This is a genomic window from Ramlibacter sp. P4_H7 (assembly GCF_056400765.1).
Genome location: NZ_JBFUKP010000028.1, coordinates 29,241 through 44,048, shown reverse-complemented (window position 1 = coordinate 44,048; position 14,808 = coordinate 29,241). Strand labels below are relative to the sequence as shown.

At 70.1% G+C, this 14,808-nt stretch carries 16 protein-coding genes; 10 read left to right on the top strand and 6 right to left on the bottom strand.

Annotated elements, in window-relative coordinates:
* Positions 1 to 1,059 (top strand): serine/threonine protein kinase (locus AC1DSA_RS24690; protein ID WP_477893629.1); only part of this gene is annotated, 1,059 nt, incomplete at its 5' end.
* Positions 1,060 to 1,248: 189 nt separating this feature from the next.
* Positions 1,249 to 1,470, top strand: a complete 222-nt coding sequence (locus AC1DSA_RS24685; RefSeq protein ID WP_477893627.1) for a hypothetical protein — start codon at positions 1,249 to 1,251, stop codon at positions 1,468 to 1,470.
* A gap of 163 nt (positions 1,471 to 1,633) precedes the next feature.
* On the opposite strand, the gene AC1DSA_RS24680 is transcribed toward AC1DSA_RS24685, so the two are convergent.
* The 3 genes from AC1DSA_RS24680 to AC1DSA_RS24670 are packed head-to-tail and all read right to left on the bottom strand — an operon-like array spanning position 1,634 to position 3,326.
* Positions 1,634 to 2,116 carry a cupin domain-containing protein gene (locus AC1DSA_RS24680; protein ID WP_477893625.1) on the bottom strand — a complete coding sequence of 161 codons (483 nt, stop codon included), beginning with the start codon at positions 2,114 to 2,116 and terminating at the stop codon, positions 1,634 to 1,636.
* 20 nt (positions 2,117 to 2,136) lie between these two features.
* Entirely contained in the window at positions 2,137 to 2,808 is a 672-nt protein-coding gene (locus AC1DSA_RS24675) for an anti-sigma factor family protein (RefSeq protein ID WP_477893623.1), read from the bottom strand.
* The gene (locus AC1DSA_RS24670; RefSeq protein WP_477893621.1) at positions 2,805 to 3,326 is read right to left on the bottom strand and encodes a sigma-70 family RNA polymerase sigma factor; all 522 of its coding nucleotides are present in this window, start codon (positions 3,324 to 3,326) and stop codon (positions 2,805 to 2,807) included. The genes AC1DSA_RS24675 and AC1DSA_RS24670 overlap by 4 nt, the downstream gene beginning before the upstream one ends.
* Positions 3,327 to 3,446: 120 nt before the next feature.
* Here AC1DSA_RS24670 and AC1DSA_RS24665 point away from each other — a divergent pair, with 120 nt between their 5' ends.
* The 4 genes from AC1DSA_RS24665 to AC1DSA_RS24650 all read left to right on the top strand — a co-directional run bounded on the left by AC1DSA_RS24665 (position 3,447) and on the right by AC1DSA_RS24650 (position 6,339).
* Positions 3,447 to 3,854 carry a c-type cytochrome gene (locus AC1DSA_RS24665; RefSeq protein WP_477893619.1) on the top strand — a complete coding sequence of 136 codons (408 nt, stop codon included), beginning with the start codon at positions 3,447 to 3,449 and terminating at the stop codon, positions 3,852 to 3,854.
* A gap of 1 nt (position 3,855) precedes the next feature.
* Positions 3,856 to 4,755: a metallophosphoesterase family protein gene (locus AC1DSA_RS24660; RefSeq protein ID WP_477893617.1), complete on the top strand. Its 900-nt coding sequence runs from the start codon at positions 3,856 to 3,858 to the stop codon at positions 4,753 to 4,755.
* Positions 4,752 to 5,138: a cupredoxin domain-containing protein gene (locus AC1DSA_RS24655; RefSeq protein WP_477893615.1), complete on the top strand. Its 387-nt coding sequence runs from the start codon at positions 4,752 to 4,754 to the stop codon at positions 5,136 to 5,138. The genes AC1DSA_RS24660 and AC1DSA_RS24655 overlap by 4 nt, the downstream gene beginning before the upstream one ends.
* Positions 5,139 to 5,310: 172 nt before the next feature.
* Positions 5,311 to 6,339, top strand: coding sequence for a porin (locus AC1DSA_RS24650; RefSeq protein WP_477893613.1), 1,029 nt, complete (start codon positions 5,311 to 5,313; stop codon positions 6,337 to 6,339).
* Between the two features lie 156 nt (positions 6,340 to 6,495).
* Here the strand turns inward: AC1DSA_RS24650 and AC1DSA_RS24645 are convergent, their stop codons facing one another.
* Both AC1DSA_RS24645 and AC1DSA_RS24640 read right to left on the bottom strand, forming a co-directional pair.
* On the bottom strand, positions 6,496 to 7,023 hold the full coding sequence (locus AC1DSA_RS24645) for a DUF4148 domain-containing protein (protein WP_477893611.1): 528 nt from the start codon (positions 7,021 to 7,023) through the stop codon (positions 6,496 to 6,498).
* 174 nt (positions 7,024 to 7,197) lie between these two features.
* A complete protein-coding gene (locus tag AC1DSA_RS24640) occupies positions 7,198 to 8,769 on the bottom strand; it encodes a winged helix-turn-helix domain-containing tetratricopeptide repeat protein (protein ID WP_477893637.1) in 1,572 nt (523 codons plus the stop codon).
* Here AC1DSA_RS24640 and AC1DSA_RS24635 point away from each other — a divergent pair.
* The 4 genes from AC1DSA_RS24635 to AC1DSA_RS24620 all read left to right on the top strand — a co-directional run bounded on the left by AC1DSA_RS24635 (position 8,650) and on the right by AC1DSA_RS24620 (position 13,597).
* Entirely contained in the window at positions 8,650 to 10,716 is a 2,067-nt protein-coding gene (locus AC1DSA_RS24635; RefSeq protein ID WP_477893635.1) for an amidohydrolase, read from the top strand. The two genes, AC1DSA_RS24640 and AC1DSA_RS24635, sit on opposite strands and share 120 nt — an antisense overlap.
* Positions 10,717 to 10,818: 102 nt before the next feature.
* Positions 10,819 to 11,415 carry a TetR/AcrR family transcriptional regulator gene (locus tag AC1DSA_RS24630; RefSeq protein WP_477893609.1) on the top strand — a complete coding sequence of 199 codons (597 nt, stop codon included), beginning with the start codon at positions 10,819 to 10,821 and terminating at the stop codon, positions 11,413 to 11,415.
* Positions 11,416 to 11,489: 74 nt separating this feature from the next.
* Positions 11,490 to 12,191 carry an SDR family oxidoreductase gene (locus AC1DSA_RS24625; RefSeq protein WP_477893607.1) on the top strand — a complete coding sequence of 234 codons (702 nt, stop codon included), beginning with the start codon at positions 11,490 to 11,492 and terminating at the stop codon, positions 12,189 to 12,191.
* A complete protein-coding gene (locus AC1DSA_RS24620) occupies positions 12,188 to 13,597 on the top strand; it encodes an MATE family efflux transporter (RefSeq protein ID WP_477893605.1) in 1,410 nt (469 codons plus the stop codon). Before AC1DSA_RS24625 ends, AC1DSA_RS24620 begins: the two co-directional genes overlap by 4 nt.
* A 29-nt stretch (positions 13,598 to 13,626) precedes the next feature.
* Here AC1DSA_RS24620 and AC1DSA_RS24615 read toward each other — a convergent pair whose 3' ends face one another.
* Positions 13,627 to 14,793 carry an enolase C-terminal domain-like protein gene (locus AC1DSA_RS24615; protein ID WP_477893603.1) on the bottom strand — a complete coding sequence of 389 codons (1,167 nt, stop codon included), beginning with the start codon at positions 14,791 to 14,793 and terminating at the stop codon, positions 13,627 to 13,629.
* Positions 14,794 to 14,808 lie beyond the last annotated feature (15 nt).

Below are 14,808 nucleotides of genomic sequence, written 5' to 3'. Positions count from 1 at the left end.
GCGGCCGGCAGCGAGGACAACCTCACCGTGCAGGTGCTGCGCATCGACCGGCTGCCCGACGCCCGGCACAGCGAGCTGTCCCGCCAGGCCGCCGACCTGCCGCTGCCGCCCGAGCTGCAGCCGCGCATGGCGCTGGAGGGAATGCGCATCGTGCGCCGGCTGCACGCCTCCAGCCGCAGCCACGTCTGGCTGGCGGTGGACGAACAGACCCAGGAACCCATCGCGCTGAAGGTGCCGTCCACCGAGGCCGGCAGGGACCCACGCTGGCGCGAGCGCTTCCTGCTGGAGGAATGGGTGGCGCGCCGGGTGGACAGCCCGCACCTCCTCAAGCCCCGGCGCATCGACCGCCCGCGCCAGTCGCTGCACGTCGCCTTCGAGTACCTGGAAGGCGCGACGCTCGCGCAATGGATGGTGGACCACCCGCGGCCGCCGCTGGACGCCGTGCGGGCGATCACCGGCCAGCTCGCGCGCGGCCTGCGCGCGCTGCACCGGCTGGAGATGGTGCACCAGGACCTGCGGCCCGAGAACGTGATGGTGGACGCCACCGGCACGGCCCGCATCATCGACTTCGGCGCCGTGCACGTGGCCGGCATCGCCGACGAGGTGGAGCGCGATGCGGTGCCCCCGGGCACCCTGCAGTACATGGCGCCCGAATGCCTGCGCGGCGCCCCCGGCACCGCGCGCTCGGACCTGTTTTCGCTGGCGGCGATCACCTACCAGATGCTCACCGGGCAACTGCCCTACGACGTGGCCATGGCGCGCGAACGCAGCGAGGCCGCGCAGCGGCGCATGCGCTACCGATCACTGGCGTTCCTGCGTCCCGACGTCCCGGCCTGGGTGGACGAAGCCCTGGAGAAAGCACTGCAACCGGACGCGTTCAAGCGCTTCGAGGACGCGGATGAATTCGTCCACGCGCTCAGCACGCCCGGTGCGGGCTCAGGCCCGCGGCGCAGGGTGCCGCTGGCGCAGCGCGATCCCGTGCTGTTCTGGAAGGCGCTGTCGCTCGCCCTGGCCCTGGGGTGCGTCGTGTTGCTGGGGATGCGGGTGCTGGGGCGCTGAGGTGTCGCGTTCGCGGACCAAGCTGTAGAAGTCACCGCCGCCGAAGTCAGCACCCAGTCAGGCAAAACGCGACCGGGGCCTACGCCCAACGCCGCACCCACCGCATCACGACGACGTTGCACGCTGACAGGCGAGCGTGCGGTCGCCATGCACATTGGATCCCGCAACCACATCGAAAGGGAACACAGCATGAAAGCTCGGATCTTCGGCATCTCCGTCTGCATGGCCTTCGCGGCGCTCTCCACCGGCGCGCAGGCGGGCTGCGTCAAGGGTGCCGCCGCGGGCGCGGTCGGCGGCCACTTCCTGGGCCATCACGGCGCGATCGGCGCGGCCGCCGGTTGTGCGGCGGGCCACCTGCACTCCAAGCACAAGCAGCAGCAACAGCAGCGCGAGCAGCTCGCCCACCGCTGACGCCTGCACGAGCGGTGCGACCTCACCGGCACCGGGCCGCCGGCGTCACCCCCGTCCTGCTCGGATCGCCTGCACGGACTCGGCAGAACATGCAGCGGCTGGATGAAGCCTGGGTCGGGTCTGCCGAGGAGGACGGGGCGGCCTGAGTGCGCCTGGCGGCCGTTCAGTAGGGTCGGCCGTCCTTGTGCAGGAACGTCCAGGCGCCGTCGTGGGACACCGCCTGCAGGTCGTCATCGGGATAGGTCGCCGCATCTCCAGGTGTCCGGTCGCCGATTTCGAGATATTCCACCTCGTCGCCGGTGTCGTTCTCCAGCTGGTGAGCGTTGCCCGTACCGGCCGGAAACCCGGCGCACCAGCCGGGCGCCAGCCGCGTGGCACCGGCATCGGTGTGCAGCAACGGTGAGCCCTTCAGGATGAACACGAATTCGTCCTGGCGGGTGTGCGCATGACGCAATGCGGAGATGGCGCGCGGCTGCAGCTTCGTGAGGTTCACGCCGAAGTTCTTCAGCCCGAACAGGTCGCCCAGGGTTCGCTTGATGCGGCCGGCCATCAGGCTCGCGAACGGGTCCGGATAGTTGGTGTTGCGGCGGCGCGGCTCGGCTGCCGCCGCTTCGACGGCAACGGGGGTGGAGGGCATCGGCTTCATGGAAAGGATGGTGGAGTGGCTTACTCGCGCGTCTTCAGCAGCTGCGCGAACTGGTCGAGTTCGTCGCGGGAGAGGTCGGACACCGCCCACGCGCGCATGCCCGACTTCCGCCATTCGGCCACGTGGTAGCCATGGTGCAGCACCGGCTTCAGCGCCGTCGCGCGGTCGTCGGACACCGGCATGACGAAGACATTGATCACATGGCCGCGCCGCTGGTACACCAGCACGGCCACCGCGCGGTCCTGCAGGTAGTCGAGCCGGCCGCCCACCAGCGGAAAGCCCTCGGCCGCCAGGTCGGCCACCGGGGGCGAGAAGTCCAGCTTCCCGGTGAACCAGGGCTTGACGGTGTGCTGGTCCGTGGACACGACGTCCATCAGGTGGTTGGGCATCAGGGAGCGGACGTGCGCGGACACCAGCTGCTGCTCGAAGTCGTCCTCGTTGCGCGCCGTGCCGATCAGCGTGGTGGCGGACACCGCCACCAGCAGGCCGCAGGCGAAGCTTGCGGCCATCGGCCACCAGCCGGCGACGCTGGCGCGCAGCCGGTCCAGCCAGCCGGGCCCGCGCGCCTCCTGCGCGATCATGTGGCGGATGCGGCGCTCCAGCCCGGGGGGTGCCTTGTAGCGTGTCATGTGCTGCTTCACGTCGGCCGGCAGTTCGGCCATGGGATCGTTGTCCATGTCGTCGGGCCTCATCGGTATTGACTCAATTCTTCCTGCAGCTGCCGGCGTGCGCGCGACAGGCGGGACATCACCGTCCCTTTCGGAATCCCCAGCACGCTCGCGATCTCTTCGTAGCTGAGGTCTTCCATCTCGCGCAGCACCAGCACCTCGCGGAACGGCAAGGCCAGCCGGGCGATGCCGGTGGTGACGTGCGCGCGTTCCATCTTCTGCACCAGCAGCGTTTCCGGCGTCTCGGGACGGCTGTGGCCGTCCAGCGCGGGGGCGTCGGCATCTTCCAGGTCGATCTCGAATTCGCGCGATCGCTTCTGCTGCGCGAACCAGGTGTAGCAGCAGTTGCGCACGATGCCCAGCAGCCAGGGGCGCGCATCCGATCCGCGAAAGCTGCCGAAATAGCGGAAGGCGCGCAGGAAGGCGTCCTGCACGATGTCCTGGGCGACGTGTTCGTCGCGCACCAGCCAGCGTGCCAGGCTGTAGGCCGCGTCCAGGTAGGGCAGCACTTCGGCGTCGAATCGGGCGTTGGGTTCGGTCACATCGGTCCACCTTGATCTGTCCCATACCGGGGACGCAGACCTTCTATTCCCGGCCCGTGGAAATTTCTCTTCGCCGGCAGCCCCGGGGAATTTCCGCGCGGGTGGACCGGTACCCGCAGCATGAACCAGCCATTTAGCCACTTTTTCACCGCGGCGGCACTCGCCCTCGTGCCTCTCACTGCCGCGCACGCCGAGGGCGACGCCGCCGCGGGCAAGTCGCTGTACGCGGCGCGCTGTGCCGGCTGCCATTCCCTCCAATTCAACAGCGTCGGACCGACCCACCAGGGCCTGCTCGGCCGCCGGGCCGGCACGGCGCCGGGCTACGCCTATTCCCCGGCGCTCAAGGAGTCGTCCGTGGTCTGGGGCGCGGACACCCTGTCGCGCTGGCTCGCCGATCCCGAAAAGTTCATCCCCGGCCAGAGGATGTTCATCTCGATTCCGGACGCGAAGGAGCGCGCGGACATCGTCGCCTACCTGCTGCTCGTCGCCGGGCCGCAGGCCACCACCCCCGCCCAACTGGAGAAATGACATGAAGAACCGCCGTGAACTGTTGAAACTGGCCGCCCTCGGGGGCGGCGCCGTGTACGTGTCCGGCCTGGCCGGACCCGCCCTTGCCGCCGGGACCCAGGCCGCAGCGACGCCCTACGAGGACTTCTATTTCGTGCAGCTGTCGGACTCCCATTGGGGCTTCTCGGGTGCGCCGAACCCGGACGCCGCCAACACGCTGAAGAAGGCGGTCGCGACCGTGAACGCGCTGTCCGAACCGCCGGAATTCATCGTCTTCACCGGCGACCTGACGCACACCACCGACGATCCGGCCGAGCGGCGCCGGCGCATGGCGGAGTTCCGCGACATCGTGTCCGCGTTGAAGGTCAAGCAGGTGCGCTTCATGCCGGGCGAGCACGATGCATCGCTGGACCGGGGCGCCGCCTTCAAGGAATTCTTCGGCGAGACCTTCTATTCGTTCGACCACAAGGGCGTGCACTTCATCGCCATCGACAACGTCTCGGACCCGGGCGCGCGCATCGGCGACGAGCAGCTGGCCTGGATGAAGGCCGACCTCGCGAAGCGGCCCGCCGACAGTCCGATCGTCGTGCTCACGCACCGGCCGCTGTTCGACCTGGAGCCCAAGTGGGACTGGGCCACGCGCGACGGCGCACAAGCGATCGACATCCTGAAGCAGTACCCGAAGGTGACGGTCTTCTATGGCCATATCCACCAGGAGCATCACCACATGACGGGGCAGATCGCGCACCACTCGGCCAAGTCGCTGATCTTTCCCCTGCCCGCGCCGGGCAGCCAGCCCGCGCGCACTCCGCTGCCCTGGGATCCTTCGCAGCCGAACCGCGGGCTGGGCTTCCGCGAGGTGGAGGCGGAACCGGACACCGCGCAGTACAAGATCCACGAATTCGGAGTGGCCAAGGCATGAACGCGCAGGGACTCAGTCGACGCGGCTGGATGCAGCGTGCGCTGGCGTTCGGCGCAGCGCCGATCCTGCTCGCCGCGGCACGTCGCGTGCCCGCGCAGACGGATGACGCGCAGGTGGTGAAGATCGTCGCGCAGCGCTTCCACTACACCCCCGGTGAGTTCCGCGTGAAGGCGGGCCGGCCGGTGGTGCTGGAGTTCACTTCACTGGACTTCGTGCACGGCTTCAACATGCCCGACCTGAAGGTGCGCGCCGACCTGGTCCCGGGCCGGGTCACGCGCGTGTCGCTTCCGCCTGCAAGACCCGGCACCTACGATTTCGTGTGCGACAACTTCTGCGGCGACCAGCACGAGGAGATGCACGGCCGCATGATCGTCGAAGCGTGAGCCAGCCTCTGCGCGAACCAGCCCGCCTTTCCGGCGGGCTTTTTTTCGTGCGCGATCAGCCGCGCGCGCAGTGCATGCAACGGGACTATTTCCCCGATGGCGGCGGTACTGGTGTGGGGGACGCATGCGCAGGTTCGCCATGCCGGTCCGACCCATCCTGAAAGGAACACCCGTGAAAAAACTCGCCATGTTCGCCGGCACCGCTTCGATGTGCCTGGGCGCAGCCGCGCAATCCTCCGTCTCGCTGTACGGCGTGGTGGACCTGGGGCTGCGCCACGTGAAGAACGGAGAGGCCTCGACGTCCTCGGTCAGCTCCAACGGCAACAACACCAGCCGCATCGGTTTCAAGGGCGTCGAGGACCTGGGCGGCGGCCTGAAGGTCGGGTTCCAGCTCGAGTCGGGCCTGAACCCGGACACCGGCACCTCCTCGGACGCGACGCGTTTCTGGAACCGGCGCTCCACCCTGAGCCTGATCGGCAGCCTGGGCGAGCTGCGCGTGGGTCGCGACTACAGCGTCACCTACCTGGGCTACGAGGACTACGACGTCTGGTCCGACATCGGCCTGTCCAGCGTCGGAAAGTTCGACTCCTCGCTGGGCACGGCGCGCGATACCGCCGTGCGCGCCGACAACCAGGTCGCCTACTTCACGCCCGCGACCTTGGGGGGTTTCTACGGCCGGCTCGGATTCGCGCCGGGCGAGGGCACCGACGGCAAGCGCTATGTCGCCGCACGCGCGGGCTATGCCAGCGGTCCGCTCGACGTATCGGCCACGGTCGGCCAAACCAACGTCGCTCCCGTCGATGGCCAGGACCAGTTCAAGACCTTCGAGGTGGGAGCGGCGTACGACTTCGGCATCGCCAAGGTCTCCAGCTACTACGTGCAGTCCAGGTGGCTGGATCTGAAGGTGGCCAACGCCTACATCGGCCTGCAGGTTCCGGTGGGCAGCGGCCTGGTGCGGGCGTCGTACCTCAACTCCAACCTGTCCGGCCACACGCACGCCGGCGTGAGCACCGATGCCAACGACGCGCACCAGGTCGCCCTGGGCTACCTGTACAGCCTCACCAAACGCACCGCGCTGTACGCCAACATCGCGCACGTCGTGAACAAGGGGGCGTCCGCGATCGCCGTGGACAAGAATCCGACCCTGCTGGCCGGACAGAACTCGACCGGCTATGAGGTGGGGATGCGGCACTCGTTCTGATCGGGTGGGGAGGCTGCGGGGCCGTCTTCGCGACGGCCCCCTTTTCCCGAGAGAGTGCATGCGAAACGGCATCGCGCCCCATGGGGGCGGCGATGCCGGGGAAGAGGATGCGGGAGGGGATGGCGCACGCGCCCGGAAGCGGACGCGTGCGTGGGCTCAGTACGCCTGCGGGGCGCCTGGCGTTGCGGCCTGCATCTGCGCCGGGTCGATCGGCTGCACGTTCGCATAACGCTGGGGATTCAGGTCCTTCAGCCGCAGGCCCGAGTCGCCGTTCGCGATCATGTTGCCGGTGCGGATCGCTTCGCGCAGTTCCGCCTGCACCTGTGCGCGGCTCTTCCCCGCCATTGCCGGCCTGGCGGCATGGTTGCCGGGCTGCATCTGGTTCGCGGGAAGGCCGGCTTCACCGATGGTCACCGTGTCGCCGGCGATCCGGGCCTGCTCGAACTCGCCGGTGACCTGCGCACGCGTCAGCGTCGAAGGCGCAATGGGAGCTGCGCCATAGCGCTGCGGGTTCAGCTCGCGCAGCGTCAGGCCGGATTCGCCGGTGCCGATGATGTTGCCCGTGCGGATCGCCTCGGCGAGTTCGGCCTGGACCTGCGCACGCGTGCGGCCGGTTTGCGCGTGGGCGCCCGCTGCCATGGCGGCAGCGAGCACGAAAATGGTGAAAGCGCGGGGCGAAGACATGATGGAGATCCTTTCGGGTTCGCGGCGTCGGGATGACGACCTGCGTACCAAGGGATATCCCCCGGGGCGGCGGAAAATTCCCGCTCGGCGCTTACCCGATTTCCAGGCGCAGCGGGGATCATCGGCGCGCGGCTGTCCGTTTTCCCGTAGCGAACGGCGGCGGTTTCCGGAACATCAAGGGGCAGCCACGGCGCTGTCCGGCATGCCTGCCGAACGCGCAGCCGCGATGCGCCGCTCGCGCAGCGGGAGGCCGGCCTGGCCAAAGGTCGACCCGAACCCTTGCGCCGTCATCTGCGGGACCTTGACGCGCAGCTGGGCGGCCTCGGCGCGCGCTTCGGGCAAGCGTCCCATCTCCACCAGCGAAACGATCCGATCCTGGTGGCAGCGCCAGAAGTCCGGCGCCTTGGCAAGGCAGTCGTCAGCGATGCGCAGCGCCTCGTCGAAGCGCCGGCTCGCCCACAGTGCCGTGGCATGAAAGGCCGGAAGGTAGGCGGGCGGAACCGGATTGCGGTCCATCGCCTGTTCGAGGTTGCGCAGCGCCGGCTCCACCTGGCCGAGCTGCAGCTGCGCGGCACCGAGGATGTAGAAGCAGCCCGCGTCATTGGGGCTGAGTCGGCAGGCTTGCTGCGCGTCAGCGAGCGCGGCGTCGAGGTTGCCCTCGCGGCTGTGCGCCTGCGACAGCGCAACGTAGGCGACCGGCAGGTCGGGCTGAAGCGCGATGGCCTGCCGGATCTGCGCCAGCACCTCGCCGATGCGCTGCTGGTCCCACTCGCCCGTCAGTTTCAGGCCGATGTCGACGGTGTTCGTGATGCCCAGGTACGCCCAGGCCGGGGCGTAGGCGGGATCGACCACCAGCGCCTGTTCGAAATAGCGACGCGACTCGCGCATGCCGTGCGCGCTGTAACGCTCGAGCATCGCCCGCCCATGCGCCACCAGCACATAGGCATTGAGCGTCTTCGGTGGCTGGGCCAGCGCGCGCCGCTGTTCGTTGCGCGCCACCTTCGATTGCAGCGTTCCCGCAATCCGGCCGACCAGCGCCAGCTGCGCGGCGCCGAGCGTGGTCCGATCGACCACCTCCGACGACGACCAGACGACCCGCCCGTCCTCGCTGTCGACCAGCTCGACCACCATGCGCAGCTGCTCGCCGTCGCGGCGCACGCTGCCGTCGACGATGTGGCGGCTGCGCAGGCGCCGCCCGATCTCCGCCAGCGGCGTCTTCCCGTCGGCGAACTGGAAGCTCGACTGGCTGGAGACGACGCGCAGGTCGGCGCTGCGCGCCAGTTCCGACACCAGGTCGGCGGCCACGTCCCGCGCAAGCACCGCGCCGTCGGCATCACCGGGCGGTCCCTTGAAGGCGAGCACCGCGATCGACGGCAGCCCGCCACGCACATCGGCCGTCGACGGCGCGTCGGTTCGGGAACGCGCGATCCAGAACGCGGCGCCCGCCAACAACAGGGCCAGGACCAGCAACAGGGCCAGGACGCCGCCAGGCCATGGCAACGAGCGTGCCGGATTCGGGGATGGACTCTCGCTCCCGGCAGGCAGGAGCCGCGCCTGTGCAGTCGTTGCGCCGGGCAGCAGCATGTAGCCGCGGCGCGGAACCGTCTTGACCAAGCGATGTCCCGCATCACCCAAGGCCCGGCGCACGTCGCCAATCGCCTGCACCAGGGAATCGTCGGTCACCACGACGCCGGGCCAGACCGCGGCCATCAGCTCGTCCTTGGTGACCAGCCGTCCTGCATTCAGTGCGAGGTGACGCAGCACCTGCCAGGCCTGCGGCCGCAGCTCGACCGGCCGGCCGCCGGGATCGAGCAAGGCGTCCTGGCCGAAGTCGAGCAGCAGTCCGGCGAGCGGCAAGCGGGCCGGCGCGTCGACGGGGTTCGGTACGGCTCGATCCAAGGGATGTCCTCGTGCGGAAAGGCGCGCGGACCATTTTGCGCCGCCCGCGCTCGGGCCGTTCGGAGGATTTCGTCCGTTTTCGTCGCGCTTTCGGGACTTTCCCGGCACGCGGGCCGAAGGTCGGGTGACCGAAAGCCCTGGAGGTCCACCATGCATTCCGGACAGCTCGCCGCCGTCACCCTCGCCTTGCTTTGCAACGCGGCCTTCGCCGCGCCGCGCCTCATCATCGTCAACGCCGACGTGTTCACTGCGGATCCGGCGCGCCCCCGCGCCCAGGCCGTGGCGATCGAGGAGGGACGGTTCAGCGCCGTCGGAAGCAACGCCGAGATCCGCGCGCTTGCGGGGCCGGCCACCCGGGTCATCGACGCCGGTGGCCGGCTGGCGACGCCGGGATTGATCGAAAGCCACGTCCATCTCGGCAGCGGCCTTCCCTCGCCGCCGCTGGCGATGCCGGGGTTGCCGTTTCCCGGCCCGACGGCGGAGCAGGCGCTGGCCGCCGTCGCGGCCGCTGCGAAGGCACCCGGCGACTGGATCAGCGCCTGGATCGGCCCGATCGTCGCGCGCGACCAGCGCAACTGGCGCGTGGCGCTCGATGCCGTCGCTCCCGACCGGCCGGTGCTGTTGCGCGGCTTCTGGGGCCACACGGCCATCGTCAACAGCGCTGCTCTGAAGCGCATCGGCATCCCCGAGGACGTGGCCGACCCGATCGGCGGGCAATGGGGCCGCGATGCGAACGGACGCCTCGACGGCCGCGCCGACGAAGGCGCTTCGCCGATCCCCGAGATGCGCGCCACGCCGCCCGATCCGGCGAAGCTGGCGGTGCCGTTCCGGAACGCCGGGGAACGCTATGCGCGCTGGGGCGTGACCAGCATCCACCTGATGAACTCGGGCAAGTCGCTGCAGGTCACGCTCGACACCCTCGTCCTGGCGAACACGCCGCAGAAATGGACGGTCTACTCGTGGGCCACGGGCGCCGTGCCATCGATCGCCGAAGCGTGGACGGCCATGGATGCGGCACCGAAGAAGCTGCCGCAGCGAGTGCGGATCGACGGCCCGAAGTGGATGCTGGATGGCACGCCGGTCGAGCAGAACGCGCTGCAGCGCGAGGCGTATGCAGGTCGGCCCGAATGGCGCGGCCGTTCGAATCACAGCGACGCGCAGCTGCGCGAAATCCTGCAGACGGCGTTGCGCCGGCCGGAGCAGATGGCGCTGCATGTGGTCGGCAGCGCCGAAACCGACCGCCTGTTCGCGATGATGGAATCGCTCGCGCCGGCAGCGGCGTGGCGGGACAAGCGGGTTCGCATCGAGCACGGCGACGGCATTCGCTCCGACACGCTGGCACAGGCCGCTCGGCTCGGGGTCGTCGTGATCCAGAACCCGACCCACTTTCCGCCGGCGGACGCGCCGCGGCGCCCCACCGATCCCTACTCCCCGTTGAAGAGCCTGGTGACGGCAGGGGTGCCGATCGCGCTCGGTTCGGATGGCGGCGCCGAGGAGGCCAACCCCTTCCTGAACATCATGCTCGCGAGCACGTATTCCGCCTCACCCGGTGAAGCGCTGTCGCGCGAGCAGGCCTTGCTGGCCTACACCTCCGGTGCAGCCTATGCGGAAAAGCAGGAGCGCCGCAAGGGCCGCATCATGGCGGGACTGGCGGCCGACCTTGCACTGCTGTCGCAGGACATCCTGGCGGTGCCTGCCGCCGCGTTGCCCGCGACCCGCAGCCTGCTGACCCTGGTGGATGGCGACATCGTGTTCGAGGATCCCGCGCTGGCCGGCACTGCGCTGTCCCAATGACTTCCGTGCCAACGCGGCCGTGTACCCGGCATGACCCCGCCAATATGATGGCCATCATATTTAGGGTATCGTGCGCTCCATTCCAGCAGCAATCGAGAAGCCATGGACACCCCGCCCAGCCGCAAGCAACTGACGCACGACCGCATCGTCGACACCGCGGCGCGCGCGCTGCGCAGCACCGGCTTTGACGGTGTCGGGGTCGCGGACGTGATGAAGCAGGCCGGGCTCACCCACGGCGGGTTCTACGCCCACTTTCCCTCCCGCGACGTGCTGCTGGCCGAGGCGCTGGAACGCGCCGGCCAGGACAGCCGCGACCGGATGCAGCGCACGATCGCCGCCGGTGAAGCACGGGGACTCAGTCACTTCCGCGCGCTGGTGGAAGGCTACCTGTCGGAGCGCCACCTGAAGTCGCCGGAAAGCGGTTGCCCCGTCGCCGCCCTTGCCTCCGAAATGCCGCGGCAGCCCGAGGCCGTGCGCGAGGCAGGAGCGACCCGGGTGAAGTCGCTGCTTGCCACCGTCGAGGCGACCCTGCCGGAAGGGCAGCCGGAAGGTGCGGCCGCCGCCATCGCCGGCCAGCTGGTCGGCGCCCTGCAACTGGCGCGGGCGCTGGGCGACAACGCGCAGGGCCGCCGCCACCTGGCCAACGCGCGCCGCTTCCTGCTCGAGCAGTTCGAACCCCGACCGTCCTCCCGCCGCTGAGCGCGCCGAGCCAGCCGGCCTGTCTTCCTTCGACCCAAAATATGACGATCGTCATATCCATCCAGGAGCCTTCCATGCAACTCGCCAACGCCGTCGTCCTGATCACCGGTGCCAATCGCGGCATCGGCCTCGCATTCGCCCGCGAGGCGCTCGCCCGCGGCGCCCGCCGCGTGGTTGCCGCCGCGCGCGACCCCGCCAGCGTGCAGCTTCCCGGCGTGCAGGCGATCCGCCTCGACGTCACCGACCCGCAGCAGGTCGAGCGCGTCGCGCGCGAGTGCGGCGACGTCACCGTGCTGGTCAACAACGCCGGCATCGCCGCCACCGGCGGCTTCCTGGCCGACACCGGCCTGGCGTCCACGCGCCGGCATCTGGAGACCAACTTCTTCGGCCCGCTGCACATGGCCCAGGCCTTCGCGCCGGTGCTCGCCGCGAATGGCGGCGGCGCCCTCCTGAACGTGTTGTCCATCGCCAGCTGGATCAACCGGCCGCTGCTGGGGGTGTACGGCGCCAGCAAGTCGGCTGCCTGGGCCCTCACCAACGGGCTGCGCCACGAGCTGCGGGCCCAGGGCACGCAGGTGACCGCGCTCCACATGGGATTCGTGGACACGGACCTGACGCGCGACATCCCCGCGCCCAAGTCCACCCCCGAACAGATCGTGCGCCTGGCCTTCGACGGTCTCGAGGCCGGCGCGGAGGAGGTGCTGGCCGACGAGGCGACGCTGCAGGTGAAGCAGTCGCTGTCGAGTGCAGCACCGGCCTACCTGGCGGCCGCATGAGCGCCGCCGCCACCGTCGCCTCGGCGGCCACCGTCGGCTCGGCCAACACCGTCGCCTCGGCCGCCACGCACAGGATGCTGGCCGGCCCCGTCCTGCCGACGCTGCTGCGCCTGGCCACGCCCAACGTGATCGGGCTGTTCGCCACCACCGTGATGATCGGCTTCGACGGCTACGTCGTCGGCCGGCTGGGCGCCGACGCACTGGCCGGCGTCGCCATGGTGCTGCCGCTGGCCATGCTGATGCTGCAGATGTCCGCCGGCTCGCTGGGCGGCAGCACCACGGCCGTCGTGGCGCGGGCGCTCGGCGCCGGCGATGCGGCGCTGGCGACGCGACTCGCGCGGCATGCGCTGGTGCTGGGCCTCGCGGTCTCCGTGCTCTTCACGCTGCTCGCCACGCGCCCCGGGCTCTACGCAGCGATGGGCGCGAGCGGCGGCGCGCTGGTGCAGGCCATGCGGTATGCGACGGTGCTGTTCTCCGGCGCCGCGGCGATCTGGTCCGTCAACGTCCTGGCCGGCGTGGCACGAGGCACCGGCAACATGCTGGCTGCCTCGCTCGCGCTGGTCGGAACGACGGCGATGCACCTTCTGCTGTGCCCCGTGCTCGTCTTCGGCGCCGGCCCCATCGCTCCGCTCGGTGTCGCCGGCGCCGCAGCCAGCACGGTCGCGTGCAACGCGGTGTCCGCCCTCGCCCTGCTCGCGTGGCTGAGCCGGCGGGATGCGCCCGTGCGATTGCTCGGCACGCGCTGGCAGCTGCAGCGTGCCATGTTCCGGCGCGTGCTGGACCTGGCGCTGCCGTCGTCGGCGAACCCGGTGCTGAGCAACGCATCGATCGCCCTCGCCACCACCTACGTGGGCACCTTCGGCAGCCTGGCCGTCGCGGCCTACGGCATCGCGGCGCGGCTCGAATACATCCTGGTGCCCATCGCCTTCGGCATGGGCAGCGCACTGACCGCCATGGTGGCGACCAACATGGGCGCGGACCAGGCGGCGCGGGCCAAGCGGACCACCTGGGTGGGCGCGGGGCTGGTGCTGGGCGTCACGGGCGCCATCGGCATCGCCGCCGCCTTGTGGCCCGACGGCTGGATGGCGCTGTTCACCGCGGACGCCAGCGTGCGCGCGGCCGGCAGCGCCTACCTGCGCATCGTCGGCGGCTGCTACGGCTTCTTCGGCCTGGGCCTCGCGCTGTTCTTCGCTTCGCAGGGCGCCGGCCGCCTGATGTGGCCACTGGTTGCCAGCGGCCTGCGCCTGGCCGTGGTCGCAGTGGGGGGCTGGCTCGCGGTGCACGTGGCGGGCGCACCGGCCGAAGCGCTCTATGCCGTGGTGGCACTGAGCCTGTCGGCGCTCGGACTGACGCTCGCCGCGGCCATCCACGGCGCCGACTGGGCCCGCGGGACGGTGCGCGCCTAGCGGCTCGCGAAGGTGCCGCGCATCCCGCGCTACTGCGTCAGCTGCCGGATGAAGGGCGCCAGCTCCGCCTTCTGCTCCAGCCCGAAGCCCGGCGCATCGCTGGGCCGGACTTTCGCGTTGCGGATCTCGCACTCCTTCGAATAGCCGCCGAAGGGCTGGAACACGCCCGGGTAGGCTTCGCAAGCGCCCAGCCCCAGGCCGACCACCGCGTGCAGGTTGATCAGGTGACCCCCGTGGGGCACCGCCTGCCTGCGGTCGAAGCCATGCGACTCCATCACCTGCAGCATCTTCGCGTACTCGGTGATGCCATAGCTCAGGCCGCTGTCCATCTGGAAGATGTCGCGCTGCGGGCGCATGCCGCCGAAGCGCACCAGGTTGAGCGTGTCGATCGCGGAGAACAGGTTCTCGCCGGTCGCCACCGCGCCGCCATAGGCTTCGATCACTTCGCGATTGAGCTGGTAGTCCAGCGGATCGCCGATCTCCTCGAACCAGCGCAGGCCCAGCGGCCGGAGCTCCTTCGCATAGGCAAGCGCGGTGGGCAGGTCGAAGCGGCCATTGGCATCCACCATCAGGTGCGCGCCGCCGCCGGCGACCCGCAGCGCCTCTTCCACGCGCTTCATGTCCTCGGCCAGCGGCGCACCGCCGATCTTCATCTTGAAGCTCTCGAAGCCCATCTCGCGGTAGCCCAGGAACTCGTCGCGCAGCGTCTGGCCGGTGCCGGGCGCGTAGTAGTAGCCGCCGCCCGTGTAGACCTCCACCGGCGTGGCGACGGGCTCGCGGCCGAAGGCGCGCGCGATGGTGGCATAGGCGGGCTCGTCGGCCAGCTTGGCGTTGAGGTCCCAGATCGCGTGTTCGATCGCCGCCGCGGCGCCCGCGCGGTCGCCGTGGCCGCCGGGCTTCTCGTTGCGCATGATCGTGGCCAGCACCTGGGCGGCATCGAAGCGCGCGCCGCCTTCAGCCAGCAGCGAAGCTGGCGGCGCAGCCAGCAGCCGCGGGATCATGCGGTCGCGCAGGATTCCGCTCTGGGCGAAGCGGCCGATCGAGTTGAAGCCGATGCCGGTGACCGGCCTGCCGCCGCGGACCACGTCCGTGACGACGGCCACCAGCGAGACGGTGTGCTCCGAGAAATTGACGACCGCGTTGGCGACGCCGCCTTCGAGCGGGACCGCGAGTTCGCGGACTTCGACGATGCGCATGGGGGCTGCTTCCTT

Excerpts from the sequence above, each read along its gene's own strand:
- AC1DSA_RS24630 (WP_477893609.1), top strand. The coding sequence starts at position 10,819 with ATGGACACCCCGCCCAGCCGCAAGCAACTGACGCACGACCGCATCGTC.
- AC1DSA_RS24615 (WP_477893603.1), bottom strand. The coding sequence starts at position 14,793 with ATGCGCATCGTCGAAGTCCGCGAACTCGCGGTCCCGCTCGAAGGCGGC.
- AC1DSA_RS24660 (WP_477893617.1), top strand. The coding sequence starts at position 3,856 with ATGAAGAACCGCCGTGAACTGTTGAAACTGGCCGCCCTCGGGGGCGGC.
- AC1DSA_RS24620 (WP_477893605.1), top strand. The coding sequence starts at position 12,188 with ATGAGCGCCGCCGCCACCGTCGCCTCGGCGGCCACCGTCGGCTCGGCC.
- AC1DSA_RS24625 (WP_477893607.1), top strand. The coding sequence starts at position 11,490 with ATGCAACTCGCCAACGCCGTCGTCCTGATCACCGGTGCCAATCGCGGC.
- AC1DSA_RS24685 (WP_477893627.1), top strand. The coding sequence starts at position 1,249 with ATGAAAGCTCGGATCTTCGGCATCTCCGTCTGCATGGCCTTCGCGGCG.
- AC1DSA_RS24655 (WP_477893615.1), top strand. The coding sequence starts at position 4,752 with ATGAACGCGCAGGGACTCAGTCGACGCGGCTGGATGCAGCGTGCGCTG.
- AC1DSA_RS24675 (WP_477893623.1), bottom strand. The coding sequence starts at position 2,808 with ATGAGGCCCGACGACATGGACAACGATCCCATGGCCGAACTGCCGGCC.
- AC1DSA_RS24680 (WP_477893625.1), bottom strand. The coding sequence starts at position 2,116 with ATGAAGCCGATGCCCTCCACCCCCGTTGCCGTCGAAGCGGCGGCAGCC.
- AC1DSA_RS24645 (WP_477893611.1), bottom strand. The coding sequence starts at position 7,023 with ATGTCTTCGCCCCGCGCTTTCACCATTTTCGTGCTCGCTGCCGCCATG.
- AC1DSA_RS24665 (WP_477893619.1), top strand. The coding sequence starts at position 3,447 with ATGAACCAGCCATTTAGCCACTTTTTCACCGCGGCGGCACTCGCCCTC.